The 25,108-nt window shown below is 41.0% G+C and carries 27 protein-coding genes and 1 tRNA gene; 20 read left to right on the top strand and 8 right to left on the bottom strand.

What is annotated here, in order from left to right:
• Window positions 1-567: an elongation factor P gene (efp, locus tag CVT05_RS05620; protein WP_021090997.1), complete on the top strand. Its 567-nt coding sequence runs from the start codon at window positions 1-3 to the stop codon at window positions 565-567.
• Between the two features lie 339 nt (window positions 568-906).
• Here the strand turns inward: efp and CVT05_RS09630 are convergent, their stop codons facing one another.
• Entirely contained in the window at window positions 907-1,164 is a 258-nt protein-coding gene (locus CVT05_RS09630; protein ID WP_265094347.1) for a SelT/SelW/SelH family (seleno)protein, read from the bottom strand.
• 84 nt (window positions 1,165-1,248) lie between these two features.
• Here CVT05_RS09630 and CVT05_RS05610 point away from each other — a divergent pair, with 84 nt between their 5' ends.
• From CVT05_RS05610 to CVT05_RS05600, 3 genes are all read left to right on the top strand, one after another.
• A complete protein-coding gene (locus CVT05_RS05610; RefSeq protein ID WP_107698113.1) occupies window positions 1,249-1,800 on the top strand; it encodes a DJ-1 family glyoxalase III in 552 nt (183 codons plus the stop codon).
• A 224-nt stretch (window positions 1,801-2,024) separates the two neighbouring features.
• On the top strand, window positions 2,025-2,270 hold the full coding sequence (locus tag CVT05_RS05605) for an RNA recognition motif domain-containing protein (RefSeq protein ID WP_107698112.1): 246 nt from the start codon (window positions 2,025-2,027) through the stop codon (window positions 2,268-2,270).
• On the top strand, window positions 2,248-3,144 hold the full coding sequence (locus CVT05_RS05600) for a glutamate--tRNA ligase family protein (RefSeq protein WP_107698111.1): 897 nt from the start codon (window positions 2,248-2,250) through the stop codon (window positions 3,142-3,144). Before CVT05_RS05605 ends, CVT05_RS05600 begins: the two co-directional genes overlap by 23 nt.
• Before the next feature lie 48 nt (window positions 3,145-3,192).
• Here the strand turns inward: CVT05_RS05600 and sppA are convergent, their stop codons facing one another.
• Together sppA and CVT05_RS05590 are read right to left on the bottom strand one after the other, a co-directional pair.
• The gene (gene sppA / locus CVT05_RS05595) at window positions 3,193-4,056 is read right to left on the bottom strand and encodes a signal peptide peptidase SppA (RefSeq protein WP_107698110.1); all 864 of its coding nucleotides are present in this window, start codon (window positions 4,054-4,056) and stop codon (window positions 3,193-3,195) included.
• Window positions 4,044-5,261 (bottom strand): metal-dependent hydrolase, encoded by a 1,218-nt coding sequence (locus CVT05_RS05590; RefSeq protein WP_107698109.1) that lies wholly within the window; start codon window positions 5,259-5,261, stop codon window positions 4,044-4,046. Before CVT05_RS05590 ends, sppA begins: the two co-directional genes overlap by 13 nt.
• 85 nt (window positions 5,262-5,346) lie before the next feature.
• Here CVT05_RS05590 and aroQ point away from each other — a divergent pair, with 85 nt between their 5' ends.
• The 16 genes from aroQ (at window position 5,347) to CVT05_RS05510 (ending at window position 19,201) form a co-directional block, all read left to right on the top strand.
• Window positions 5,347-5,826 carry a type II 3-dehydroquinate dehydratase gene (aroQ, locus tag CVT05_RS05585; RefSeq protein WP_004317604.1) on the top strand — a complete coding sequence of 160 codons (480 nt, stop codon included), beginning with the start codon at window positions 5,347-5,349 and terminating at the stop codon, window positions 5,824-5,826.
• Window positions 5,823-6,848: a M24 family metallopeptidase gene (locus CVT05_RS05580; RefSeq protein ID WP_107698108.1), complete on the top strand. Its 1,026-nt coding sequence runs from the start codon at window positions 5,823-5,825 to the stop codon at window positions 6,846-6,848. Before aroQ ends, CVT05_RS05580 begins: the two co-directional genes overlap by 4 nt.
• Window positions 6,845-7,321: a 2-amino-4-hydroxy-6-hydroxymethyldihydropteridine diphosphokinase gene (gene folK / locus CVT05_RS05575; protein WP_107698107.1), complete on the top strand. Its 477-nt coding sequence runs from the start codon at window positions 6,845-6,847 to the stop codon at window positions 7,319-7,321. Before CVT05_RS05580 ends, folK begins: the two co-directional genes overlap by 4 nt.
• Before the next feature lie 10 nt (window positions 7,322-7,331).
• Complete coding sequence (gene flhF, locus CVT05_RS05570) at window positions 7,332-8,699, top strand: flagellar biosynthesis protein FlhF (protein WP_107698106.1); 1,368 nt, start codon at window positions 7,332-7,334, stop codon at window positions 8,697-8,699.
• A complete protein-coding gene (locus CVT05_RS05565) occupies window positions 8,692-9,558 on the top strand; it encodes a P-loop NTPase (RefSeq protein WP_107698105.1) in 867 nt (288 codons plus the stop codon). Before flhF ends, CVT05_RS05565 begins: the two co-directional genes overlap by 8 nt.
• A gap of 13 nt (window positions 9,559-9,571) precedes the next feature.
• Complete coding sequence (locus tag CVT05_RS05560; protein WP_107698104.1) at window positions 9,572-9,916, top strand: hypothetical protein; 345 nt, start codon at window positions 9,572-9,574, stop codon at window positions 9,914-9,916.
• Window positions 9,888-10,592: an RNA polymerase sigma factor FliA gene (locus CVT05_RS05555; protein ID WP_107698103.1), complete on the top strand. Its 705-nt coding sequence runs from the start codon at window positions 9,888-9,890 to the stop codon at window positions 10,590-10,592. Before CVT05_RS05560 ends, CVT05_RS05555 begins: the two co-directional genes overlap by 29 nt.
• Window positions 10,592-11,695 carry a flagellar motor switch protein FliM gene (fliM, locus tag CVT05_RS05550; protein ID WP_054196277.1) on the top strand — a complete coding sequence of 368 codons (1,104 nt, stop codon included), beginning with the start codon at window positions 10,592-10,594 and terminating at the stop codon, window positions 11,693-11,695. Before CVT05_RS05555 ends, fliM begins: the two co-directional genes overlap by 1 nt.
• The gene (gene fliY / locus CVT05_RS05545; protein WP_085657666.1) at window positions 11,685-12,533 is read left to right on the top strand and encodes a flagellar motor switch protein FliY; all 849 of its coding nucleotides are present in this window, start codon (window positions 11,685-11,687) and stop codon (window positions 12,531-12,533) included. The genes fliM and fliY overlap by 11 nt, the downstream gene beginning before the upstream one ends.
• A complete protein-coding gene (locus CVT05_RS05540; RefSeq protein ID WP_107698102.1) occupies window positions 12,533-13,126 on the top strand; it encodes a TIGR00730 family Rossman fold protein in 594 nt (197 codons plus the stop codon). Before fliY ends, CVT05_RS05540 begins: the two co-directional genes overlap by 1 nt.
• Window positions 13,127-13,174: 48 nt before the next feature.
• Window positions 13,175-14,197 carry a tRNA 2-thiouridine(34) synthase MnmA gene (mnmA, locus tag CVT05_RS05535; protein ID WP_087585565.1) on the top strand — a complete coding sequence of 341 codons (1,023 nt, stop codon included), beginning with the start codon at window positions 13,175-13,177 and terminating at the stop codon, window positions 14,195-14,197.
• 112 nt (window positions 14,198-14,309) lie between these two features.
• Window positions 14,310-14,384: transfer RNA gene (locus CVT05_RS05530), tRNA-Asn, on the top strand.
• 333 nt (window positions 14,385-14,717) lie between these two features.
• Window positions 14,718-14,984 carry a helix-turn-helix transcriptional regulator gene (locus CVT05_RS05525; protein ID WP_084040956.1) on the top strand — a complete coding sequence of 89 codons (267 nt, stop codon included), beginning with the start codon at window positions 14,718-14,720 and terminating at the stop codon, window positions 14,982-14,984.
• A 34-nt stretch (window positions 14,985-15,018) separates the two neighbouring features.
• Complete coding sequence (locus CVT05_RS09515) at window positions 15,019-15,564, top strand: hypothetical protein (RefSeq protein WP_234400560.1); 546 nt, start codon at window positions 15,019-15,021, stop codon at window positions 15,562-15,564.
• 102 nt (window positions 15,565-15,666) lie between these two features.
• Window positions 15,667-16,698 (top strand): hypothetical protein, encoded by a 1,032-nt coding sequence (locus CVT05_RS09510; RefSeq protein ID WP_234400559.1) that lies wholly within the window; start codon window positions 15,667-15,669, stop codon window positions 16,696-16,698.
• A 259-nt stretch (window positions 16,699-16,957) separates the two neighbouring features.
• Window positions 16,958-19,201, top strand: a complete 2,244-nt coding sequence (locus tag CVT05_RS05510; protein ID WP_234400558.1) for a molybdopterin oxidoreductase family protein — start codon at window positions 16,958-16,960, stop codon at window positions 19,199-19,201.
• Between the two features lie 252 nt (window positions 19,202-19,453).
• Here the strand turns inward: CVT05_RS05510 and fdh3B are convergent, their stop codons facing one another.
• The 5 genes from fdh3B to tupC all read right to left on the bottom strand — a co-directional run bounded on the left by fdh3B (window position 19,454) and on the right by tupC (window position 25,099).
• The gene (gene fdh3B, locus CVT05_RS05505) at window positions 19,454-20,095 is read right to left on the bottom strand and encodes a formate dehydrogenase FDH3 subunit beta (RefSeq protein ID WP_107698101.1); all 642 of its coding nucleotides are present in this window, start codon (window positions 20,093-20,095) and stop codon (window positions 19,454-19,456) included.
• Between the two features lies 1 nt (window position 20,096).
• Window positions 20,097-22,907, bottom strand: coding sequence for a molybdopterin-dependent oxidoreductase (locus CVT05_RS05500; RefSeq protein WP_234400568.1), 2,811 nt, complete (start codon window positions 22,905-22,907; stop codon window positions 20,097-20,099).
• Between the two features lie 47 nt (window positions 22,908-22,954).
• Window positions 22,955-23,131, bottom strand: coding sequence for a twin-arginine translocation signal domain-containing protein (locus CVT05_RS05490; protein WP_009496297.1), 177 nt, complete (start codon window positions 23,129-23,131; stop codon window positions 22,955-22,957).
• Entirely contained in the window at window positions 23,118-23,843 is a 726-nt protein-coding gene (locus tag CVT05_RS05485) for a molecular chaperone (RefSeq protein WP_103604459.1), read from the bottom strand. The genes CVT05_RS05490 and CVT05_RS05485 overlap by 14 nt, the downstream gene beginning before the upstream one ends.
• A gap of 302 nt (window positions 23,844-24,145) precedes the next feature.
• A complete protein-coding gene (gene tupC, locus CVT05_RS05480) occupies window positions 24,146-25,099 on the bottom strand; it encodes a tungstate ABC transporter ATP-binding protein TupC (RefSeq protein ID WP_107698098.1) in 954 nt (317 codons plus the stop codon).
• Between the last annotated feature and the right edge of the window lie 9 nt (window positions 25,100-25,108).

The raw sequence follows: 25,108 nt of genomic DNA, 5'->3' as shown, positions 1-25,108 counted from the left end.
ATGGCTTCATATTCAATGGGCGATCTAAAAAAGGGACTAAAGATCGAGATCGATGGCGTTCCTTATAAAATCGTAGAATATCAACACGTTAAACCGGGCAAAGGTGCAGCTTTTGTTCGTGCGAAAATCAAATCTTTTATCGACGGAAAAGTGCTTGAAAAGACTTTTCACGCAGGCGATAAATGCGAGCAACCACATCTTGAAGAAAAAGAGATGCAGTATCTTTATGATGATGGTGAGTATTGCCAGTTTATGGATACTGTTACTTATGAACAAGTTGCTATTAGCGATGAGGATGTGGGTGATGTTAAAAAATGGATGATCGATGGCATGATGGTTGAAATTTTATTTCACAATGGCAATGCGATCGGCGTTGAAGTGCCACAAGTAGTTGAGCTAAAGATAGTTGAGACTCCACCAAATTTCAAGGGCGATACGCAAGGCGGTAAAAAGCCAGCTACTCTTGAGAGTGGTGCGGTAGTTCAGATACCATTTCACGTACTTGAGGGCGAGGTTATCCGTGTGGATACTGTTCGTGGCGAGTATATCGAGCGTGCGAATAAATAATGCAGTTTAATCTTTCTTACTAAAACGTTTAGTAAGCCTAATGCTTAGCTAAAGTCACTATTTAAAAAGTATTGGCTTTAGCAAAAACTTCATTTCTACATTGTAAAATTTCAAACAGTGTTAGCTTAGAATACACAAAATTTTTATATTTTATAAAAATCCAAATATAGCCAAATATCAGCTCATAAAATCTTCAAAAATCAAAAAATATATAAAAAAATGAAAATTCTTAGCGAGATAAGCAAATGTTTTAACTATAAAATTTTTATATTATGATAGTAGAACCGTAAGTCAAAAACAGGGGAAAAACGAGACGGTTTCCCGTCTCGGTAGCTAGCATTAAGCCGACTTTTCTTTGAGATATTTGTTTATAAGAGTTGTGATCTCTTCACCGTGAGGAAATCTCGCTTCTTCATTTCCAATGCGATCTTTCTTAGAAAATATAACATCTCCATCAACCTCGACAATGAAATTTCCACCATCACCTACAACCTTTTCGACTCTTGCATCACTAAAGTTCGCTTTTATTTCATCTTCTACACGAGAAGCTACCGGACGATAGTTTCAAGAGTTGCAGTAAATAATTTTTACTTGCATGCTCTGTCCTTTCTTGTGAAATAAGCCAACATTATATAAAATTTTATTTAACAAATAAAACATATTACTTGAAAGGATAAATTTATGAAAAAAGTTGCTGTGATTTTAGCTGAAGGATTTGAGGAGATAGAAGCACTAACTTCTGTTGATGTTTTACGTAGAGCTGGAGCGATAGCTTCTATTGTTGGGCTAAATGACGTAAACATCAAAGGATGTCACAATATATGCGTAAAAGCCGATGTGACACTTCGCGAGATGAAGGAGCTAGACTACGATACGATCGTCCTTCCTGGGGGACTTCCAGGAGCTAGCAATCTAGCAAACGATACAAGGCTCAAAGCAATTTTGCAAAATTTTGATAAAAGCAATAAGCTTATTTGTGCCATTTGTGCTGCTCCTATGGTGCTTGAGAACGCTGGTGTACTAAAAGATCATTTTGTTTGTTATCCAGGATTTGAAGAAAATGTAAGAAGTGATAAAAGGGGCTATGATAACGGCAAGAGTGTATTGAGGGATCAAAATATTATTACAGCAAAAGGTCCTGCTTTTTCAATGGAATTTGCACTTTTTATAGTTAAAAATTTACTTGGCGATGAAGCGTATCTTAAAGTAAAGAATGATTTACTTTATAAATAGCTTATAAAGATAAAATAATTTTTTATTTAATTATTCTTTTTAAACTTAAAATTAGATTTTGTTTAGTGATAGTTATAAAAACTCTATATATACGAGTTTGTAGCTTTTAAGAATATTTCTCAAAAAAAATATAATAAATTTTTGATTTTTTACATCTTTTTGACGAAAATTAGCTATTATCACACTAACCGAATAAATCGGTAATTTTTTTAAGGAACACTCCTGTGAATATTTATGTAGGAAATTTGTCGTATAGAACGACAGAGGCAGAATTGAAGGAAGCTTTTGCACAATTTGGTGAAGTAAAGCGCGCAAAGATCGTAAAAGATAGAGAAACTGACCGCTCAAAGGGTTTCGGCTTTGTTGAGATGGATGACGCAAATGAAGGACAAAGAGCCATAGAAGCGTTAAATGAAAAAGAGTTAGGCGGACGCACTTTAAGGGTAAATGAGGCTAGACCAAGGGATTAATGACTATTTGCCACCATCTGGTGGCATAGTCTCTCGCATTGCTCCTACACCAAGCGGATTTTTACATGCTGGTAATGCTTATAACTTCATTCTGACTTACCTTTTGACACGTTCAGTAAGTGGCATTTTGCACTTACGTATTGATGACTATGACCTTAGTAGATACCGGTGCGAGTTTGTTCAAAATATCTTTGATGTTTTAGAATTTTTGGAACTTGAATGCGATAAAGGACCTACTTGTACGAGTGAGTTTGAGCAAAAATTTAGCTTTAAATTAAGGGCTAAAAGGTATGAAGAAGTGCTTAAAAAGCTAGATGAAATTTATATCTGTGAATGTTCAAGGACTACAAAAAATGCCTACATAAACGGCATTTATACTAAAATATGCAAAGATAAAAATCTAAAATTTATAAAAGACAATACTGCTATTAGACTAAGCGTGGATGAGGGCGATCCTCTTGGTAAGCTTGTGGCAGAGCAAATGGGCGATTTTGTGATATACAAAAAAGATTTTACTCCTGCTTACAACTTTGCAAGCGTGATAGATGATGAAGATATGGGCGTAAATTTGGTTGTTAGAGGTGAGGATCTAAAGGCTTGCACGCTAGCTCAAAGATACCTTGCAAAAAAGCTAAATTTTAACTTTTATAATGCTAATTTTATTCATCATAAGCTACTTTTAAAAGATGGCAAAAAGCTCTCAAAAAGCTCAAAATCACCACCAATTAATCTAAAAGATAGCCCGCAAATTTATTATAAAATTTTAGCAAATGATCTTGGTTTAGATATCAAATCAACAGACAAAATTTCAAATCTACTTTATGAGTTTAAGCTAAAAAATATAGCCAAAAAATTTTTGCAAAGCATGAGCTAAATTTATACTATATATGCAGTTTATCGCCGCCCTGATCTTTTGCTTTGATTATTTGAGCTTTGTCTCAAAAAATGCACTAAGAAGCGAGTTTATGCCTTGCTTTGTAAATTTCTCCATTATCTTTTCGATCTGCGGTTTTTCTTGCCAGACGGGCTCATTTACGAGGCTCATTTTAGCTAGCTCGTTTTGAGCATCTATGTAGCTACCAAGGCTGTCAATTAGCCCCATTTTTAGGGCATTGTGAGCTAAAAAGACCCTTGCATTTGCCCACTCATCTTTTTTCTTGATATCTAAATTTCTAGCCTCTGCCACGTCGCTTACAAATAGCATGTAAGCATCATTTACGAGCCCTTGCAAGCTCTCACGCTCTTGCTTGCTCCAGCTCCTCATAAAGGTACCAGCCTCTTTAAACTCGCCAGCCTTCACTACTTGCTCGCTTACGCCTAAATTTTTGGCTAAATTTTCGATGTTTGCCCCTTGTATGATGACGCCGATAGAGCCGATGAAAGCGCCCGGATTTGCTACGATAGTGTCGGCATTTACGCCAGCGTAGTAGCTACCACTTGCCATGTTGCCAGCAGCGTATGCGAGCACTTTTTTGTTCTCTTTTAGCCTCTTGACCGCCATAGCTAGCTCCACGCTAGGACTTAGCGCACCGCCTGGGCTGTCGATGTAGAGCAGCACGCCTTTGATGTTGCTATCAAGCCTTGCTTTTTCTAGTGCTTCTAAAATTTCGCTTGTGTCCATTATCGTGCCGGTGATGTCGATACGGGCTAAATTTGGCTCTTTCATCTTGCCATCTGGTGCAAATACGAAAAATAAGATCAGCAAAAATATGAGCGCCTTAAAGTAGTTATTTATAAATTTAAAAATTCCCAAAATTCCTCTAAAAATAAGCCTTAAAATTTGCAAATTTTGCCTCCGATATATAGTTTTTTAGCTTCGTTTGTATGAAGTATGAGCTGAAGTATTAGCTCGCTATCATCGCACTCTAGGTCGTTATAGACGGCAAGATCGGCCGCTCGTCCTGTCTTTATCTCGCCGTTATTTGTCCTAAGCGCCTTTGCGCCCCCGTGCGTTGCAGCGACAAAAAGCCTAGTGGCAAGCTCGTTTAGATCAAGGCTCGCGTGGGTAAAAAGGGCGGCTCGTAGCTCATGCCAGAAATTTAGGCTGATATTTGAGCTAAGGCCGTCTGTGCCGATGTTTAGACTGACGTTATTTTTGAAAATTTCTTTTAAATTTAGCGCTTTTTTGCCAAGCAGTCTGTTTGAAATGGCGCAGTGCGTCACGCTGTGATGAGGCTTAAATTTAGCAAAATCGCTCACATAAACGCAGTGCGTAAAGAGTGTATTTATCTCACGAAACATCGCAAAGTAGCTCTTCGCGTCATACATCGGCCTTGGATCTTGGCTAAATCTTAAAAGATGCTTTTTGAAGCCGCCGCTGCCGTGCTCTAGCCACTGCTTTTCAGCCTTGCTCTCTAAAAAGTGCGTGCTTACAAGCAGGTCATCTTTTTTAGCTATCTCAAGGGCGGCTTTGGCGAGCTTTGGGTGCACAGAGTAGGGAGAGTGTAGTGAGATAGCTGGAGTGAAATTTTGGCTTTTATAGCTCTTTGTTTTTTCAAATTTAGCTAAGAAATTTTGCAAATTTTGCTGAACTATCTGCTCATTTGAGCCTAAAATTTCACTAAAAAGTACGACTTTTAGCGGACTAGCGGCTAAAATTTCAAGATCACTACCAAAGCTAGATATCTCGCCAATGGTACAAACTCCGCTTTTTAACAGCGAATTTATGGCTTCATTCATCGCTTTCTTAGCTTCCATTTTAGCTAGCTCGCCGCCTTTATCAACGATAGAGCTAAGCCATTTTATAAAGTCGCCATATTTTAGCGTGCTAACGTTTGAGCTAAACTCCAAATGAACGTGCGTATTTATAAAAGCTGGGGCGATCACGCTCTCACCAAAGTCGCAAATTTTGGCCTCTTTAAATTTTTTTTGCGCCTCTTTTTCGCTTGTAATTTCTAAAATTTTATCATCATCAATAACGACACAAGAATTTCTTAAAATTTTTGGATTTTCTCCGCCAGTGATTATTTTTTTTGCTTTTAAAATTTCCACATTTGAGCCTTAAATTTTTGTTATTGTAGCGAAAATTTAGGAACGAAAATGTATAATTTGGGCTATTTAATCAAAAAGGAGTGACATGGATAAGAAGCTAAAAATAATGGTTATCCAAGGCCCAAATATCAACATGCTTGGCGCTAGAGAGCCAGGAATTTACGGCGTTATGAAGATGGAGGATATCCACTCTCAAATGAAGATCGTTGCCGATCAAAATGACGTTGAGATCGAGTTTTTTCAAAGCAACCTTGAGGGCGAGCTAGTCGATAAGATCCAAGAGTGCTTGGGCGATGCTGACGGCATCATCATAAACCCAGCCGCTTACACTCACACATCTATTGCTATCCGCGATGCGCTAAGTGCGGTTGCACTGCCAGTTATCGAGGTGCATATCAGCAACGTTTATAGAAGAGAAGAGTTCCGCCACAAAAGCCTCATCGCACCAGTTGCAGCAGGCCAGATCGTGGGTTTTGGACCAGTTGGTTATCATTTGGCGATGATAGGCATGCTTCAAATTTTTGAGCAAATCAAAGCAGTAAGAGCAAATCAAAAAGCACAATGAATTTCATTTTAAAGGACGAAAACGCCGTATTTTACGAGTGCGGCTACAGCTGCGACAATGAGTTTTTGCTATGCGTTGATGGCGTGAAATACTTTTTCACGGACGCGAGATATTATTTCGAGGCAAAAAGCTGCGTAAATGCAGGCGTGGTCGTTCTTTTGGCGCAGAGAAATTTAATAAACGAGGTTAGGGCATTTTTAAGAAAGATGAAGCCAAATAGCCTTGTTTTTAACCCTGATGAGCTAAGCTTAAGCGAGTATAACGCGCTTAGCAAGGGTTTTAAGATAAATTTCAAGCCAAAGGCAAATTTCTCTAGGCTAAAGAGAATTTGCAAAAGTGAAGATGAGATAAAAATTTTAAAAAAAGCTAGCGAATTTGGGGCAAAATGCTTTGATGAATTTGCTAAATTTGTGCGTGAAAATGGCGAAGGGATGAGCGAAAAAGAGCTTCATTTTAACGCCTCGCTCATCTTTAGGCAAAAAAACGAGCTAGGTCTTAGCTTTGATCCGATCGTAGCGATAAACGAAAATGCCGCAAAGGCGCATGCGCTACCTGGGGATAAAATTTTAAAAAAGGGCGATTTGCTGTTACTTGACGCTGGGGTTAAATTTAAGCGCTACTGCTCTGATCGCACTAGAACTGCTTGCTTTGATGAAAATTTTAACTTTTCAAAGGAGCAAAAATTTAAAAACGCCAAGATGCAAGAAATTTACGAGATCGTAAAAGAGGCTCAGGCTGCTGCGATAAAGGTCGCAAGAGCTGGCGTTAGGGCGTGCGAGATAGACCTTGCAGCAAGAAGTGTGATAGCAAAGGCTGGATATGAAAAGGCCTTTTTTCACTCGACAGGACACGGCGTGGGTGTCGACATACACGAGCTTCCAGTCATCTCAGCAAGGAGCGAAACGCTCATAAAAGAGGGTATGGTCTTTAGCGTGGAGCCAGGAATTTATCTAGAAAATGAATTTGGCGTGCGCATCGAAGATGTCGTGGTCGCAAGAGAAGGTGGGTGCGAAATTTTATGAGGCTAGCTGGAGCAAGAAAGATCGTAAAAAGCCGTTTTTGCCCTAGTTTTTTTCATAAAAGAGATGAATTTAAGTATGAGGCGCTAGTTGGCATGGGTGGCAACATCGGCGATAGCGCAAAGAGGTTTGATAAATTTATAAGAGCGATTAGTGAAGATAGGCGGTTTCACGTGGTTGAAGTCTCGCCGATCCTTATAAATGCGGCGTTTGGCTACGAAGCGCAGGATGATTTTAGTAACGCTGTTATAAATTTACAAACATCTATGAGCCCTAGAGAAACTCTAAAAATTTTGGGGCACTATGAGAGTAAATTTAAGCGTGTCAGAACATTTAAAAATGCGCCACGTACGCTTGATCTGGATATTTTGTATTTTAGTAAAAAAGTCTATAAGACGCCGCACATTATCGTTCCGCACCCAGGGGCTGGTAAGAGGCTTAGCGTGATCGTGCCACTAGGGCTTATGAGAGGTTAAAAGGATATAAATGGCTACAAAATTTCATACTTTTACAGGAGAGAGCACCATCGAGGCTTTGAAAAAGGCTCAAGAAACGTGCGGCGAAAAGGCCATACTAGTTACTACAAAACAGATTCAAGCCAAAACGATAAATAAAAAACCGCTTTATGAAATTTTAGTAAGCGTCGAAGAGGACGACGTGAAGCAACCCCTAAAACCAAATACAAAAGCCATAAATTATGAAAATGCCTACTCTAAATTTAATAAAAACTATGAACCTGCTAAGCCAAAATTTGAGATAAAAGAAGAACCGGCTAAATTTGAGGCAAAGACAGCATCACCCGAGCCTTACGATCCAAACGAGAGCGTGCTTTTAAATATCTCAGCTGCTGCAAAAGAGATAAGCACGATCGCAAATGTAAATATCGATGACGTCAAAGATAAAGAGTCAAGCATACCAAATGGCATGAATAAAAAAATAGACGATGTGGTAAAGCAAGTAAGCGTGCTAAGCGAAAAAATAGGGCTCATAACTGACATGATCTGGGATGAAAAAGCCCCAAATCGCAATAATCTTTCGATCCCACCAGAGTTTGCCAGCATCTATAAACTCGCAAAACAAAGCGGCATGAAAGATGAGCATTTAGAGGCTATCATGCAGACGACGCTTGAAAATTTGCCAGTTTCGATGAAGAACAATCCAGCTGCTGTAAAGAGATATTTCTACTCACTTTTACGCAATATGCTACCTTGCAGAAAAGAGCCAAACGATAAAAAACAACGTATCATGATGCTAGTTGGTCCAACTGGAGTTGGTAAGACGACGACTCTTGCAAAGCTAGCTGCTCGTTTTGCTTACGGCAATGAAAAGCGCTATAAGACAGGCATCATCACGCTTGATACGTACCGTATCGGAGCGGTTGAGCAGTTATTTCAATACGCTAAAATGATGAAGCTGCCTATTCTAGATGTTATCGAGATAGATGACTTTCAAAATGCTATCAAACAGCTTAATTATTGTGATGTGATACTTATTGATACGACTGGAAATTCGCAGTATGACAAAGAAAAGCTCGAAAGGCTTGATAAATTTTTAAAGCATAGCGGCGCAAAGATTGATGTAAATTTAGTCCTTTCGGCTGGCTCAAAGGTTGAAGATCTAATAGAAATTTATAATGGATTTTCGTTTTTAGACATCGACACACTTATAATCACCAAATTTGATGAGACAAAAATTTTTGGCAATGTCTTTTCGCTGATATATGAGACAAACACGCCAGTTAGCTACTTTAGCGTGGGTCAAGAGGTGCCTGATGATCTTGTGGAGGCAAAGAGTGAATTTTTAGTAGAGTGCGTGTTTGACGGCTTTACAAAGCAAAAGGCTAGCGATGAATAATCAAGCACAAAAACTACAAAATTTAGTCCAGTCTCAAAGCAAAAGCAAAAACACACATTTTATTGCGATAACTAGCGGTAAGGGTGGTGTTGGTAAGAGTACGATAAGCGCAAATTTAGCAAATGTTTTATCAAAAAATGGCTACAAAGTAGGGCTTTTTGACGCTGATATCGGTCTTGCAAACCTTGATGTCATCCTAAATGTAAAAATGGGTAAAAATTTACTTCACGTGCTAAAAGGTGAGTGCAGCCTAAAAGATATCTTGATACCTATAAATAAAAATTTGATCCTCATTCCTGGCGAGAGCGGCGATGAAATTTTAAAATTTAACAATCAATTTTTATTTGAGAGGTTTTTGGATGAGGCGAGCGAGCTTGATGAGCTTGATTTTTTGATCATTGACACCGGAGCTGGCATAGGCGGTAGTACGCAGCTGTTTTTAGAAGCGGCTGATGAGGTTGTAGTGGTGACCGTGCCTGATCCTGCGGCGATAACCGATGCGTACGCTGTCATAAAGATCGTTTCAAGGTTTAAAAATAGTGAGCTTTTGCTTTTAAATATGGTAAAAAATGAGGCAGAAGCGACTAGAATTTATGAAAATATCAAACGCGTTGCTAATGCAAATATCGGGCCTAGCTTAAATTTAGAGCTTATAGGATTTGTGGCTTCTGATAAGAATGTTTCAAGAAGCATAAAACAACGAACGCTTTTTACAGACGACGCTGCTTATGCTGAGCCTAGTGCTCAGATAAAACAGATAGCTTCGAATTTACTTTATAGGTTGGAACGAAAAGTGCTTGACGATGAGCAAAGCAGGAGCTTTGGGGGCTTCTTTAAGCGTTTGATAGAACAATTTTAATGGAGATTGAGCTTTGCGTGCAGAAAATTTTATAGCATTTTTTACGGTTTGTGGTTTTTTTGTAGGTATAGTTTTTACCTTGCTAAAGGTGAGTGAGCCTATCGAAATGCTTGTTTATACACTAGTTATTACTTTGTTTTTTTATCTTATAATTCACATTGTTATCATGAACTACATCGATGTGAAAAGAGCTTTAACTAAAATTTTTGATAAACAAAAACACGAAGAGATCGCAGACTATCTCATCTCTGAGCTAAATACTAGAGAAAAGCGTATGGAAAATATTATGGTAAAAATGACTACTGAAAATTTTGATTCTGGTAAACGAAATGCACGAGTTAAAGCAAAAGCAGCTTAACGCTTATAAAAACACGATAAAAAAAGAACAAGACGAAATCGTCTTAAAATATATGCCAGCACTGCGTGCAATGGCGTTTAGGCTTAAAGAGAGGTTGCCATCAAGCATAGATACAAATGACCTAATAAGCATTGGCGTCGAAGAGATGATAAAACTTAGCAGGAAGTATGACAAGGAGCAAAATGACTCTTTTTGGGGTTATGGCAAAAAGAGAATTTATGGCTCTATGCTTGATTATCTAAGGACGCTTGATGTTGTTAGCAGAAGCGATAGAAAGCTAGTAAAGAGCATAAATAGCGAGATAGATAACTATTTTAATGAATTTGAAGAAGAGCCAAGCGATGAGTATTTGGCCGAAAAGCTTAATGAAGATATTGAGAAGATAAGAGAGGCAAGAGGCATTAGCGGTATTATCACTATTTTGCCAATAGACGAGCAAATGGAGCTAATTGGTCAAAATGATGTCGAGAAAAGCATTGAGAGAGAGGATCTCATTTTAAAAATAGAAGAAGCTTTAAAAGATTTTGACGAAAGAGATCAGATGTTGGTTCAGCTTTATTATTATGAAGAGCTAAATTTAAAAGAGATAAGCCAGATCATGAATATCAGCGAGAGTAGAATTTCACAAATTCATAAACGTTTGCTTGATCGTATCAGGCGTAGCTTGGGGGTTTAATGGCTGATATTTTAAGTCAAGAAGAGATAGACGCGCTACTTGAAGTTGTTGATGAAGACGGCGATACAAGTAATATCGAGGTTGAAGAGAGATCGCAGGGCGAACAAAAGCAGATTATTATTTATGATTTTAAGCGTCCAAACCGCGTTAGTAAAGAGCAACTTCGTGCGATAAAAGGCATCCATGATAAGCTTGCCAGAAATTTGGCTAGTCAAATTTCTAGTGTTATGAGAAGTATCGTCGAGATCAGACTTCACAGTGTTGATCAAATGACTTATGGCGAGTTTTTGATGAGTTTACCAAGTCCAACTAGTTTCAACGTCTTTTCTATAAAACCGCTTGATGGAAACTGTGTTTTGGAGATAAATCCAAGTATTGCCTTTCCGATGATAGATCGTTTGCTTGGCGGAACTGGTGAAAATTTTGAGGCAAATAGAGAACTAACCGACATTGAAGTAAATTTACTTGATGCGGTGCTTAGAATGATCATGCAGCGTCTTAAAGAGAGCTGGTCGATGATAACTGATATGTATCCAAATGTGGAAGCTAAAGAGAGCAGTCCAAATGTCGTACAGATCGTCTCTCAAAATGAGATCGTCATCATGGTCGTTATGGAGATCATAGTTGGCGGATCAAGCGGTATGATAAATTTATGCTATCCAGTCATCTATCTTGAACCGATACTCTCACGCCTTGCAAACAGAGATATTATGCTTGGTGAAACCAGTGCAAAAAAAAGTAGAAATAAAGAGCTAAAAACACTTATTGGACGAGCAGAAATTTTATATGAAGCCATACTTGGCAAGTCGATCATTAGCGTAAATGAGTTTTTAAATTTAAAAGAAGGCGATATTTTAAGGCTTGATAGAGGAGCTGATGATAAGGCGATCGTTTGTATCGATAAAAAAGAAGTTTTCTTGGCCGAAGTTGGGCTTCATAGATTTAGAAAATCTATAAGGATTGAGCAGTTAATACGCTCTGATAAAGATGAGATCAAAAATATCTTAGAAAAATACGAAGAAGAGCGAAAAGCAAAGCTAATGGCGTATGAAGCTAATGAGCGCAAAATGGAAGAAGAAGAGGACGACGAAGATGATGAATGATTTTTTTAATATATTTTCTAACGAATTAAAAGCTACTATCGAAGGACTTACGGGCAGAGCTCCTGAGGTTGGTGAAAGAAATGAATTTGATGCACCAACGCAAAATGGCATAAAACCGCCGGTAGTGATGGCTAATATCTCTTTAAGTGGCGATATCAATGCTAAAACAGAGATAGTATGTACTCCAGTTTTAATAAGTGCCATTAGCGAATGGATGATGGGTGAAGAGGAAATTTCAAAGAATGAAAATTTAGGCAGTGATGAGCTTGACGCCGCAAAAGAGATATTTTCAAATCTTTTTAGTGCTTTTAGTACATCTTTGGGTGCTCAAAAGGGCATGCCAAAGATAAATTTTGAAGTAATAAATGTAAATTTTTTAGATGAAAATTCTTCGCTTGATTTTAGTGTTTATGAAAAGTTATTTTTATTTAATGTCAAAATCGAAGATCTAAGTGAGCATATCGGTTTTGCTTGCGATCATTCGTTGATGAAATTTTTTGAGCCAACAAAGACCGAAGCACCAGCTGCACCAGCGAGCGCTCCTCACGTAGCTAAGGGTGACTTTAGCGCTGAAGAGATGAGAAATATCGGGCTTATAATGGATGTTAGGCTGCCTATTCGTGTTCGTATCGGCTCAAAAAGAATGCTTTTAAAAGATGTGCTTACCATGGATATTGGCTCAGTTATCGAGTTAAATCAATTAGCAAATGATCCACTAGAAATTTTGATCGGCGATAAGGTAATAGCTCTTGGTGAAGTTGTAATAATCGATGGAAACTTTGGCATCCAGATCACTCAGATAGGCTCAAAACGCGAGAGGCTTCAACAGTTAAAATAATGAATAATGAATTAGTTAGCGATCTTTTAAATTTTCCAAACGTCTTAAAATATAAAAATAAAAATGTTACCTTCTTTGGCTCGGCTAGATTTGAGGAAGATAATTTTTACTGCAAAAAGGCTTATGAACTAGCTTATAAGCTAAACGAGCTAGGATATGCCATCTTAACTGGTGGCGGAGACGGCATAATGAGAGCCGCAAACAAGGGCGCGTTTGATAGTGCAAAATCGCCAAGCATAGCCCTAAATGTGAGGCTTCCGTTTGAACAAAATACAAACCCTTACGTTACGGCAAAATACCTCTTTTCAAATTTAAGCCCAAGAAAATTTGCACTTACCGATCGTTCAGTCGCATTTGTCGTCTTTCCGGGTGGCTTTGGCACCCTTGATGAACTTTTTGAAATTTTAGTACTTGCTCAAGTTGGTAGTAAAAAAGTAAAAATTTTTCTTTTTGGGAGCGAGTTTTGGCAAGGGCTTGATGAATTTATAAAAAATACGCTAGTTAGCCAAAAAACAATAAAAAAAGAAGATATAAATTTATACAAAATCACCGATGATTTAGAGCTTATTGTAGATGAAATTTTGGCTATTTAAAAATAAGATATAAAATATCCCCTTTTAAATTTCAAAGAGGTAAAAAATATGAAAATAATGGTCGCAATGAGCGGTGGTGTAGATAGCACTATGACGGCTAAATTTCTGCAAGAAGCTGGTCATGAAGTACAAGGTTGCTATATGATGCTACATCAAAAGCCAGGATATCACGAAGAAAATATCAGAAAAGTAAAAAAAGTAGGCGAGTATCTTGGCATAAAGGTGCATATTTTGGATCTGCAGGATAAATTTAACGAGTTTGTCTATGATCCTTTTGTGAAGCTCTATAAAGAGGGCAAGACGCCAAATCCTTGTGCTTTGTGCAATAAATTTATAAAGCTTGGTGCACTGCTTGATTTTGCAAAGGCAAATGGCTGTGAGAAGCTTGCTACTGGGCATTATGTGCAAGTTATTGATGGATTTATCACATGCGCAAAAGATCCTAGCAAGGATCAAAGCTACTTTTTAGCCCAAGTGCCAAAAGAGATATTAAAAGATGTTATTTTCCCGCTTGGGGATAAATTTAAAAAAGATATAAAAGAGCTTGCAAGAAGTGTAAAAGTGCTTGAAGAATTTGCTACGCAGGCAGAAAGTAGTGAAATTTGCTTTGTGGAAGATACTTATATCGAGGTTTTAAATAGGCATTACAATACAAATTTGCCAGGAAACGTAGTTGATAAAGACGGCAAAATAATCGGTCGCCACCAAGGTTATATGCACTATACTATCGGTAAGCGCCGTGGTTTTGAGGTTTTTGGTGCTCATGAGCCACATTTCGTTATAAAGATAAATGCCGATAAAAACGAGATCGTTGTAGGAACAAAAGATGACTTGGCTCAAAAGGTAGTCGAGCTTGAAAACGTAAATTTGTTTATAGATAAAGATAAATTTGAGTGCGAAACCAAGATAAGATATAGAAGCCCTAAACTTGATGCTTTTGTTGAGGTTGATAAAGAGAATAAAACAGCAAAACTAACGCTAAATCAAAATGCACTTGGTGTGGCACAAGGCCAGCTTTGTGTTATGTATGATGGCGATAAGGTTATTGCAAGTGGATTTATAAAAGGCTAGTTGTAGCCTTTTATAAAAATTTATTGGGCTCTGTACAATTTTTTATAAATTAAGCTAAAATTTATTGACAAAACATATCTTTTCGTCTATAATACGAGCTCTTTTCAAGTGTTCCGGATTAGCTCAGCGGTAGAGTAGGTGACTGTTAATCACTTGGTCGCTGGTTCGAACCCAGCATCCGGAGCCATTTATATTCAAAAATCCTTTTAAAACCCCGATTTTTACAATGTTTCAAGAGCTTTAAGTTTTCTTAGTTTTATAAAATTTGTTCCCTGTTTGTTCCCGAAATTTTTTAATATTCCAATTTCTCGCCATGTTTTCTAAGTCAATCTAAGATGCTTTATTTTTGTTTTTAAAAACAAGAAAACATTTTTTATCCTAAATTACTCTAAAATACCCTAAGGAATCATAGGGTATTAAAAATTTTTCAAAAACTATCCAAAAACTACTCAAAATAACAAGAGTAAATGAAAAGTACATATAATTAGTTATATAAGAATAAGCATAAGGAGAAAATGGGATGCTTAACGAACTATATAACGATGTAGAGTACAAAACGCTTCTTGAGCACATATCTAGCCAATATAAAGGAAAGGTAGTTCTAGACAGAAAGCAAACCGCAGGGGTTCTTGGCATCGGCGTATCTACTCTTGATCTTCGTATATCGCAGGGCAGAGATATTCCGCGTTATATAAAGATGGGAGATGCAAAGAATTCTCGCATAGCGTTTGCGATAACGGACATTGCGACTTATATTTTTCAAAAAAGGGTTAAAACATGCTCTTAATTTCTATAGTAGATAATAAAGAAAAGGACTAAAAATGAGTGATGCTCTTCAAATAGGCGGACACAGCCTAGTTCTTTGTGTAAGAAGCGAATTCTTGACGCTCAAAAAGGCTATTATAAGGTATGAGCACAATGTTAGAGAGGTTAAGCACGCCTCTAAGATCGGATATCTTAGAGGCAACAGCCGTAATAATAGATACATAGTGCTTAGCGAATATAACGATAACGGCAATATGCGAGAGATGCCTAATAGCGATAGGGAATTTAGCGATAGAAAGTATATAAAAGCACTCTTGAAAAAATACCACGAAAAAATGAAGGCCGACTACGAAGCCCAAACTAAAATCTATAAAAACGGCAAGGTGGTAAAGAATCGTTGGCGAGAAAATATGGTCGGGTTTTCCGAAATAGTCATAAGTTTCGGCACCGATCGGAATAAAGAATCCAAAGAAGGGCTAAATAAAACCGAAGTAAATTTTATCAACGCTCAGGTCTCGCTCGACAGAGTTAGAAGATTTGCAAACGATTATTGCGCTAAATACGGCGTTAAATGCCTGCTAATCGCTGAGCACAACGATTAGAAAACTAAGCATTATCAGCTTATTTTTACGAATTACCAATTTGAAAACCATAAAAATCTTAGGTTTAACGGCAAGGGCGAAACGCTAAAATTCGGCAGAAGTATGCAAGAAATGGGAGGGGCGGCGTTTAAGGGCATAGCATTGCGCGGCGAGCTAGGCTCTAAGATGAGGCATAAAAATATAAAACAAATGCACAAAACCGAAAAAGAGTATAGTAATGAGCAAAAGTTTAAAAATAAAATTAGACAATCCATAGTCGATGAAGCAAGAAAGTATATAAAAAAGAAAGAGTCTATGTTCGGCAAAGACTATTTGAGATTGGAAATCGAGGACGATAAGACTTTTATAACGAGTCTTACGAATTTAGTATTAGATCAAATGCAAAATAATATAAGTATAGTTACCGACGTAGAACTAAAACAAAGGGTTTACGAGCTAACGAATCAACTAATAAACAAGGGTGAGATAATTGCAAAAAATAACGAGCTGGATCAATCCAATGAAAATCTAATCCAAGAAAATAAAAATCTAAAAGAGATTAACGCGAACCTAAACAATCAAGACAATATTATAAAAGATAGGAATTTGCAAATAAGCAACCTCTCGGCCGAGCTAATCCAAAAAGAAGATGAAAACAATAAATTAAAAAGCCGATTAGAAAATATTGAAGCTGATATAGCGCAAATAGATAAACTAAAACAAAAAGCCGACCAAAGCGATGCCCTACAAAGCAAGCTTAAAAAAGCTAATACAGATCTAGAAAGCAAAGAAAAAACAAATCAGTCTTTGAAACAAAGAAACGAAGAGCTGGAGGCGTCGTTAAGTAACGAGAATGCCTTAAAGGAAGACAATGAAAGCAAGCTACTACAAATCGTTAAACTACAAACTTCTATAAATGGCAAAGTTCAAAGAATATCTGAGCTAGAAGAAGAAGTAAAAGTTAAAGACGAAAGGATAGAAAATTTACAGGATAAGTTAACTATATTAGAAAGCTTTAAAACGAAGGTTATTAATTTTATCTCAAAAATAAGCAATTTAATACCGAATTTTAGTAAGCTACTGGATGATGAGCCTACAGAGATAAAAAATGAGATAAAAGGCAAAGCATACAGTAGGGATGGGATGGAGATATAAGCAAGTTATCGGCAGCAAGAAATCTTTAATAGATTGTTATAGAGTGGGTACCGGTAGGACAAATTTTATCAAAATGACCAATATGTGATTTTGCTTTCAAAATACGATTTTAAAGACAAATTTAGCCAAAAGAGTAATATGCTAAATTTGCATATTACTTAAATAATTCTTAAAAAAATATACTAATTTTAAAACTAAATTTACATTTGCAGTTGTATAATAATCTCATAATTTTCAGTAATACCAGAAAGGATCAAAAATGGAAGAGATCGTAAAGACCACCTGTCCATATTGCGGTACGGGTTGCGGCATCGATCTTATCGTGCGAAACGGTAGAATCGTAGATGCCAAACCTAGCAAAGACCACCACGTAAACGACGGCGAGCTTTGCTTAAAAGGAATGTTCGGATGGGAGTTCGTAAACTCTCCTAAACGCTTAAGCCGACCGATGATGAGAAAGCTAAACGGCGTTTACGACAAGCGCGGAGAGCTTGAAGAAGTGAGTTTTGAGGAGGTTTATGATTTCCTCGCGGATAAATTTAAATCCACCGTCGAAAAATACGGCCCAAGCTCGATCATGGGCTTTAGCTCTGCGCGCTCAAATAACGAAGACAACTATGTTTTCCAGAAATTTTTCCGCGCCCAGGGTAGCAACAACGTCGATCACTGCGCCCGTCTTTGACACGCTCCTACAGTGGCAGGTCTTGCCAGCACGCTAGGAAACGGAACGATGACTAATGATTTGGTAGAATTTGCGACCGATACGGACGTATTTTTACTCATCGGTACCAACACGAGCGAGTGCCACCCGATCATCGCTATGCAGATGCAGCGCGGACTTCAGCGCGGCGCCAAGATGATCGTCGTAGATCCAAAGCGCACCGATATGGCTAAAAAAGCCGATATTTTCTTGCAAATCCCGATCGGAGCGAATATCAAAACGCTAAATACGATGATGCACGTCATAATCGCCGAAAATTTACAAGATAGCGAATTTATCGAGAAGTACTCCGAGGGATTTGAATATCTAAAAGAAGCGGTCAAGGACTTTACGCCTGAGCGTTTCGAGCGCGAAACCGGTATAAAAAAAGAGCTCATCATAGAGGCAGCTAGGATGTATGCTAAAGCAGGCGCGGCGGCGATTTGCTACACGATGGGTATCACGCAGTTTAGCGACGGCACGTCAAACGTCTTTTCGCTATCAAATTTAGCCGTTTTAACGGGGAATTTGGGCAAAAAGGGCGCTGGCGTAAACCCTCTGCGCGGTCAAAACAACGTCCAGGGTGCATGCGACATGGGCGCGCTGCCTAACGTCATCCCGGCAGGCGCGGTAAACAGCCCTTACGCGCAGGAGCAAGCGCGCAAAGTATGGCACTTTGAGCTAAATCCGGTTCCTGGCTTTAAGCTAACGCAAGCACCCGATAAAATGGATAGCGGCGAGCTAAAAGTTCTCTACGTCTACGGCGAAAACCCCGTAATGAGCGATCCTTGGACCGAGCACTTCGTCCACGCCGTACATCATCTAGACTGCTTTATCGTGCAGGATTTGTTTTTCACAGAAAGCGCGCACAAGGCCGACGTCGTATTACCTGCCGCGGGCTGGGGCGAAAAGGACGGAACCTTTATCAACACCTCTCGCCGCGTCCAACGCACTCGCAAGGCTAGCGAGCCCGTTAACGGCGTGGAGCCTGATTGGAAGGTCGTTTGCAACATCGCAAACCGCATGGGACTAGAGGGGTTTGATTTTGCGAGCCCTGAGCAAATTTGGAACGAGCTAAGGGAGCTTATGCCTAAATTTTTCGGTGGTATCAGCTACTATAGACTAGGCAAACTAGGCGGTATCAGCTGGCCGTGCCCCGACGAGGAGCATCCGGGTACGCCCGTGCTTTACGCAGATCATAAGTCCATGCTGCCTGGCGGTAAATTCCGCTTCGCGCCGGTACTTTACGTAGACGATAAAGAGGAGCGCGCTAAAGCCGAGGCCGAATTTAGAGCCAAGATGAATATCCCGGAGGGCTATCCGGTCGGTAGCGGCGCGCTTAGCGAAGTGCCCGACGAGGTATATCCGTGCCTATTTACGACCGGACGCAAGGTCTATCACTACCACACGGGCACGATGACGAGAGAGTGTCCGGCTCTTGAATACGGTGCGGGCATCGAGGGCGCGCTCATAGAGGTGAGTCCCGATATCGCTCGCGAGAGGGAGCTAGAGGAGGGCTGCTACGCGCTCGTACAAAACAAACGCGGCCAGATCGCGGCCAAACTACGCGTAAATCCGGATCTAAAAGAAGGCACGATATTTACGACCTTCCACTATAGCGAGGCCGACGGTAACGAGCTAGCCAACGCCAGCGATCCCGATCCGCTCTCAGGCATCACGCCGCTAAAGATGACGATAGCAAACATCAGGCGTCTAAGCGAAGAGGAATTTATCAAATTTAGAGAGCAAAACGAGATGTCGATGCACTCGGCAAATCCGTATTTATCGCCTGTTAGAGCGTAAATTTAGGGCGGGAGACCGCCCTTTTTTCTGCTAAAATTTATCCATTTTTATTTTAAATTTGCCTGCATTCAAATTTGACGAACTACCGCGTAAAATTTAATAAAGCTAAAGAAGTGTGAGTCAAATTTAACGAACTACCCATGTAAAATTTAATGAAATCAAAGAAGTGCGAGTTAAATTTGACGCAGCCAAACTGCGTCAAATTTGATGAGATTGCTCGCTCCTGCAATCTCGGCGAGAGCGAGCTAAATTTTAAGATTTTATCTTAAGCCTATCGCCAGCATAGTAGGCGAGCTTCCAAGTCAGAGTTTGCTTTAGGTCTTTAAAGCCGTAGCCGCGTGCCTTGACTCTATCGCCGTAGATTTTTTCTATCATCGCTGATTCGCCTACTAGCAGCGCCTTTGTCGAGCACATCGCCGCACAAACCGGCACTTTGCCTTCTGAAATTCTATCCTGACCGTACTCTTCGCGCTCGGCTTCGCTATTTGTCGGTAGCGGACCGCCTGCACACATCGTGCACTTATCCATCGAGCCTTTGGCGCCGAACACTCCATCGCGCGGGAACTGAGGCGCGCCGAACGGACACGCGTATAGACAGTATCCGCAGCCGATGCAGATATCTTTATCGTGTAGCACGATACCATCGCTCCTGATATAAAAACAATCAACCGGGCAAACCAGCGAGCACGGAGCGTCCTCGCAGTGCATGCAGGCTATCGAGGTTGATATTTCCTTACTGGGTACGCCTTCGTTTAGCGTGATGACGCGGCGGCGGCGGATGCCAAGAGGCAGCTCGTGAGCCTCGTCGCAAGCTACCGCGCAGCCGTTACAGTCGATGCATCTATCGTCGTCGCAGTAAAATTTAAGTCTATTGTTATCGTTAAATTCGCTCATTTTACGCCTTTTCTATGCGGCATAGACCGCTTTTGGTTTCAGGGATTTGAGTGACTATATCGTAGCCGTAGTTAGCGACGGTATTTGCGCTCTCGCCTACCGCATAAGGCTTGGTGCCGTCAGGGAAATTACCCGTCATATCGACGCCTTGCATGTATCCAGCCCAGTGAAACGGCAAGAATATAGTATCTGGTTTAACCGACGGTACGACTCTAGCGCGTACCCTGATCTTCGTGCCTTCAGGCGAATGAATCCATACGAAATCCCAGTTTTTAATGCCGTGTTTAGCCGCAAGCTCAGGATGGATATCTGCAAACATCTCAGGCGTGATGCGAGATAGATACATACTAGCACGGGTTTCCATGCCAGCACCGCTAAAGTTTACAAGGCGTCCCGTAGTCAAATTTATCGGGAACTCTTTTGAGAAGTCCTTGCTTAGCTGCAAGCTCTTGTATTTCGTAAATACGCGGTAGTGATTCGGCTTATCCTCAAAGCTCGGATACTTCTGCGCAAGGTCTTGGCGAGGTGTATGTAGCGGCTCTCTGTGCTGCGGTATCTGATCTACGAAGGTCCAAACTACCGCTCTAGCTCTTGCGTTGCCGTACGGAGCGATGCCCTTTTCCATGCATTTTTCGGCAATTATACCGCTACCGTCGGTCGCCCAAGTAGCGCCCATTTTTTCGCGCTCTTCATCCGTTAGCGTGATGCCTAGTATCTTTTCGATGTTATCTTTTTTGATCTCCGGATACCCGCCGCTTTGCGCTCCGCCTACAGGCGCGCTACCGTCGGCTGCTAGCTGATTTACGCCGTTATGCTCTAAGCCGAAGCGGTTTCTAAAGCCCATGCCGCCTTGCATTACCGGTCTGCTTATATCGTATAAATTTGGACTGCCCGGGTGTTTTTCCGTCCAGCAAGGCCACGGCAAGCCGTAGTATTCGCCAGCCACCTCGGTGCCCTCTTTGCCTATTAACGTTTTTTCGTCAAATTTATCCCAGTTAGCCTGATGGCGTTTTAGACGCTCTGGCGTCCAGCCGGTTAGGCCGATGCTTTTTACGATGCTAGCGATCTCGCGAGTAGCAGCTTCTGGCCACTCGATCTTGCCCTCAGAGTCTCTGATCGTGCGCGTTAGCTCGTCATAGTAGCCTAGCCTTTTGGCAAGCTCAAACAAAATTTCGTGATCCGGCATACTCTCAAAAAGAGGCTCTACAACCTGGCTTCTCCACTGACCGCTACGGTTTGTAGCTACGACCGTGCCGCTAGTTTCAAACTGCGTCGCTGCAGGCAGTAGATAGACGCCGTCTTTTTTATTTGTTATAACGCCGGCGTCGTTTACGAAAGGATCTACTAGAACCAAAAGCTCAAGGCCGTCAAGGCCCTCCTGTACTTTTACTTGTTGCGCGGTCGAGGTGATGCCGTTGCCGATGACGATTAGGGCTTTTAGGCTATAGCCTGCGTTTTCAACCTGGTCATTGCCGTTTTTGCCGTCAAGTACGCCCGCCCACCAGCGAGCTAGGGTAAATCCCGGCTTAAACATCCATTCAGGTTTTATAAAGTTACCCTGCAACCACTCGTAGTCTACTTTCCACATTTTGGCAAAATATTTCCACGTGGCTTCGTTTTTAGCGTAGTATCCGGGCAAGCTATCAGGGGCGTTTGCCATATCGCTAGCGCCTTGTACGTTATCGTGACCGCGCAAGATGTTGCAGCCGCCGCCGCTTACGCCCATATTTCCTAGTATTAGTTGCAGGATCGGAGCGATACGAGTGTTTGAGCTGCCTATGGTGTGCTGAGTTAGACCCATCGCCCAAACGACTGATCCCGGTCGATTTTTAGCAAAAACTTCGGTTATCTCTTTTAGCGTCGCAGCCGGCACTCCCGTTACGTCTTCTACTACTTCAGGCGTCCATTTTGCAGCCTCTTTGCGGATCTCATTGATACCGTATGTGCGGTCTTCTATAAATTTCTTATCTTCCCAGCCGTTTTCAAAGATGAGATTCATCATACCGTACATGAAAGGTATGTCCGTGCCTGGGCGAATTTGAGCGAAATAATCAGCCTTTGCCGCAGTTCTTGTATATCTTGGATCGACCACGATTAGCTTTGCACCGTTATTTTCCTTCGCTTTTAGAAAATGCCTAAATCCTACCGGGTGGTTTACAGCCGGATTTGCGCCGATTATAAAGATAGACTTCGCATTCTGGATATCTCCAAGGTGATTAGTCATAGCTCCATAACCCCACGTATTCGCCACACCGGCGACTGTTGCGCTATGTCAAATTCTAGCTTGGTGATCTAGGTTGTTTGTCCCAAACATCGCGGAAAATTTGCTGATGTAGTAGCTTTGCTCGTTGCTGTCTTTTGCGGAGCCTAGAAACATCACTTGTTCAGGGTTTTTCTCGCGATATGCTTTTAGTTTGGCGCCGATCTCGTCAAGCGCGTCTTTGTAGGTGATACGTTTCCATTTGCCGTCTACTTTTTTCATCGGGTATTTTACGCGGCAGTGAGAGCGCACCATATCGATGACGTCGCTGCCTTTACAGCAGTGGCCGCCAGCACTTACCGGGTGATCTTGGGCTACTTCTTGGCGTACCCAAACGCCGTTTTCTACCTCGGCGCGCACTCCGCATCCAACGGAGCAAACCGTACAAATGGTTTTTACGATTTTAGAGTTTGGAAACGGATTTGCCATCTCTTCTTTTGTGGCGCTTCTAGTTACGCCGCTAGCGGCCAGCCCGCTCATGCCGCCCGCTACGCCCGCTAGCGCGGCCATTTTTAAAAACGATCTTCGCCCGACTGCGTTTGAGTGGGGCATAAGACGTAAATTTGCCTCAGACATATTTATCCTTTCTTAAAATTTTATTATTTCGCTTGTTCGTAGTATAGATCCCAGTTTTTGCTTCTTTTATAAAGCACCTCGGTCTTTTTGCTTTTACCGTATTTTAGGTTTGACGCCGCTGCCGTCGCTACTCCGGCCGTAGCCGCTACCGCGCCGACTAGCCCCGCCTTTTTTAAAAATTCTCGCCTATTTTTTTGCATTTTCTTCCTCCATAGCTTTTAGCTTTCTCACTCTGTTTTTTTGTCTTCTTATGGCTTCGGATCTTGAAACTCCGTCCAAAGTCTTTTTGTTTTCGCCTTGATTTATAGGGCGCGGCGCGCTTAAAACTACGCGCTCAAACTCTATAAATCCTTGCAAAAGCACTGCGACGTCTTTATAAATTTCGCTGCTTTCGTGGTTAAAAAGATCATTTATAAACTCGTCGATGTTTGGGTTTATGATCTCTTTAAAAAGCTGCTCCTCAAGCTCGCCGTATAGCTCCAGCTCGCTCTCTCGCGCGATAAATTCGCTCATTAGCGCAAACACGAAACCCACGTTGTCTTCGTTTTCTTTAAATTTAGCCTCATCGCGCCTAATGTCTGTGCGGGCTAAAATTTTACGCACTTTTGCGCAGGCGTGTCCGACCTCGTAGCCCTCGTCGTAGTAGGACAGCGAGTTTCTAAGCGGACTTGGCAGAGCGTGGAAAATTTCATCGAATTCATCCGCTAAATTTTGCGAATTTTTCTCGTCGAATTTTGCCTGTATGCGCATTATCGCGGCGGCCGATTCCTCGTTTAGAGCGTGCGCCGAGGCAAGGCCTAGCATCGCGTTTACGCCGCTAAATCTATCGGCTTCTTGGCTAAAAACGAAAAAACGCGAAAATAGCGAGTAGTAAAGCCCACGTCCCGCCGCAAATTCACCCTTGCTAGTCATCGCCTTCCTTATATCATTTTTGTCTATTTTTTGAGATTTTTCTCGATTGTGAAACTATACTACTTTTTGGCTTATTTCTTATACTTAAAAAAAAATAAATCAAAAAAATTAATATATGCTTAAATATGCCTTAGTTGCATATTGCTTACGGCGAATTTTAGGAGGTAAAATAAATATGAAATTTCAGCATATATATTGCATTTACGCTTCATTTTGATGTTTACTTTTAACTAGGCTCTTTTAACGGGCGTTAAACGAGTCTAAATTTAAAATTTGAAGCGAAATTTGCAAAATTTCAGGGCTCACTCAAGCCCCAAAAACGCTTCCTCGTCAAATTTAAAATAAATATTTTCGCCGACTCTAAAATTTTGCGAATTCGCCGCCAGCGTTTTAATCAAAAAGTCGCCGACTTTGATTTTCACCAAAAGCTCTTTGCCAAGATAGAGCGAAACCGAGTGCAAGATGCCGCCCAAATACCCATCTATCGGCGTTTTGCTTAGCGTTATTTTGCTTGGATTTACGGCGATCTTTACGGCGTTACGTAAATTTTGCGGCAAATTTACGCTCGCATTTTCGTCAAATTTTAAAACCCCGTCCCGCGAGTCAAATACATTTTTGTATTCAAATTCGCACACGCGGCCCTTGTGCAAAAAGACGTTTTCTTCGGCGACCGCGCTTAGCCATTTGTCGTCGTGGCTAGCGATCACAAAGCCGCAGCCGTATCTTTGCCGCATGTAAAGCACCGCCTTGCCAAAAAGTTTTGAAGTGCCCACGTCCACGCTATTTGTCGGCTCGTCGAGTAGATATAGACGCGATCTAAGCGCCAAATTTAACGCAAAGCTAATGCGCTGCGTCTGTCCCGAGCTAAGCTCAAAGTGGCGCTTGCTTAAAAAGCTCTCGTCAAGCCCGACCAAATTTAACGCCTCGCTCGCCCTTTGCTCAAATTCAGCTAGCACTCCGCGGCTTTTTAAAACGGCTCTAAAATTTTCCCTCACGGAGCGTTTTAAAAGCGCGGGTTCGGGCAACAAAACGCTAACTTCGCGCAGTAAATTTAGACTCGGCGCGCTGCTCCCCCACAGCCGCACTTCGCCGCTAGTGGGCTTTTGCAAAAACGACATCACTCGCATCAGCGTGCTTTTGCCGCTGCCGTTGCCGCCAGTTAGCGCGGTGATTTTGCTAACGTCGATATCAAGGCGCGGGATGTTTAAAATCTCGCTCGTACCGTAGTTTAGGCGTAAATTTCTAACGTTTATCACTGCGCGCCT

Source organism: Campylobacter concisus, assembly GCF_003049705.1.
GTDB lineage: Bacteria > Campylobacterota > Campylobacteria > Campylobacterales > Campylobacteraceae > Campylobacter_A > Campylobacter_A concisus_AR.
This window is presented reverse-complemented; position numbering and strand designations above follow the sequence as displayed.

What these genes read in the sequence shown, in the direction of transcription:
- efp (WP_021090997.1), top strand. Translation starts at nt 1, where the DNA reads ATGGCTTCATATTCAATGGGCGATCTAAAAAAGGGACTAAAGATCGAG.
- CVT05_RS05610 (WP_107698113.1), top strand. Translation starts at nt 1,249, where the DNA reads ATGAAAAAAGTTGCTGTGATTTTAGCTGAAGGATTTGAGGAGATAGAA.
- CVT05_RS05600 (WP_107698111.1), top strand. Translation starts at nt 2,248, where the DNA reads ATGAGGCTAGACCAAGGGATTAATGACTATTTGCCACCATCTGGTGGC.
- aroQ (WP_004317604.1), top strand. Translation starts at nt 5,347, where the DNA reads ATGGATAAGAAGCTAAAAATAATGGTTATCCAAGGCCCAAATATCAAC.
- CVT05_RS05580 (WP_107698108.1), top strand. Translation starts at nt 5,823, where the DNA reads ATGAATTTCATTTTAAAGGACGAAAACGCCGTATTTTACGAGTGCGGC.
- folK (WP_107698107.1), top strand. Translation starts at nt 6,845, where the DNA reads ATGAGGCTAGCTGGAGCAAGAAAGATCGTAAAAAGCCGTTTTTGCCCT.
- flhF (WP_107698106.1), top strand. Translation starts at nt 7,332, where the DNA reads ATGGCTACAAAATTTCATACTTTTACAGGAGAGAGCACCATCGAGGCT.
- CVT05_RS05565 (WP_107698105.1), top strand. Translation starts at nt 8,692, where the DNA reads ATGAATAATCAAGCACAAAAACTACAAAATTTAGTCCAGTCTCAAAGC.
- CVT05_RS05555 (WP_107698103.1), top strand. Translation starts at nt 9,888, where the DNA reads ATGCACGAGTTAAAGCAAAAGCAGCTTAACGCTTATAAAAACACGATA.
- fliM (WP_054196277.1), top strand. Translation starts at nt 10,592, where the DNA reads ATGGCTGATATTTTAAGTCAAGAAGAGATAGACGCGCTACTTGAAGTT.
- fliY (WP_085657666.1), top strand. Translation starts at nt 11,685, where the DNA reads ATGATGAATGATTTTTTTAATATATTTTCTAACGAATTAAAAGCTACT.
- CVT05_RS05540 (WP_107698102.1), top strand. Translation starts at nt 12,533, where the DNA reads ATGAATAATGAATTAGTTAGCGATCTTTTAAATTTTCCAAACGTCTTA.
- mnmA (WP_087585565.1), top strand. Translation starts at nt 13,175, where the DNA reads ATGAAAATAATGGTCGCAATGAGCGGTGGTGTAGATAGCACTATGACG.
- CVT05_RS05525 (WP_084040956.1), top strand. Translation starts at nt 14,718, where the DNA reads ATGCTTAACGAACTATATAACGATGTAGAGTACAAAACGCTTCTTGAG.
- CVT05_RS09515 (WP_234400560.1), top strand. Translation starts at nt 15,019, where the DNA reads ATGAGTGATGCTCTTCAAATAGGCGGACACAGCCTAGTTCTTTGTGTA.
- CVT05_RS09510 (WP_234400559.1), top strand. Translation starts at nt 15,667, where the DNA reads ATGCAAGAAATGGGAGGGGCGGCGTTTAAGGGCATAGCATTGCGCGGC.
- fdh3B (WP_107698101.1), bottom strand. Translation starts at nt 20,095, where the DNA reads ATGAGCGAATTTAACGATAACAATAGACTTAAATTTTACTGCGACGAC.
- CVT05_RS05490 (WP_009496297.1), bottom strand. Translation starts at nt 23,131, where the DNA reads ATGCAAAAAAATAGGCGAGAATTTTTAAAAAAGGCGGGGCTAGTCGGC.
- CVT05_RS05485 (WP_103604459.1), bottom strand. Translation starts at nt 23,843, where the DNA reads ATGACTAGCAAGGGTGAATTTGCGGCGGGACGTGGGCTTTACTACTCG.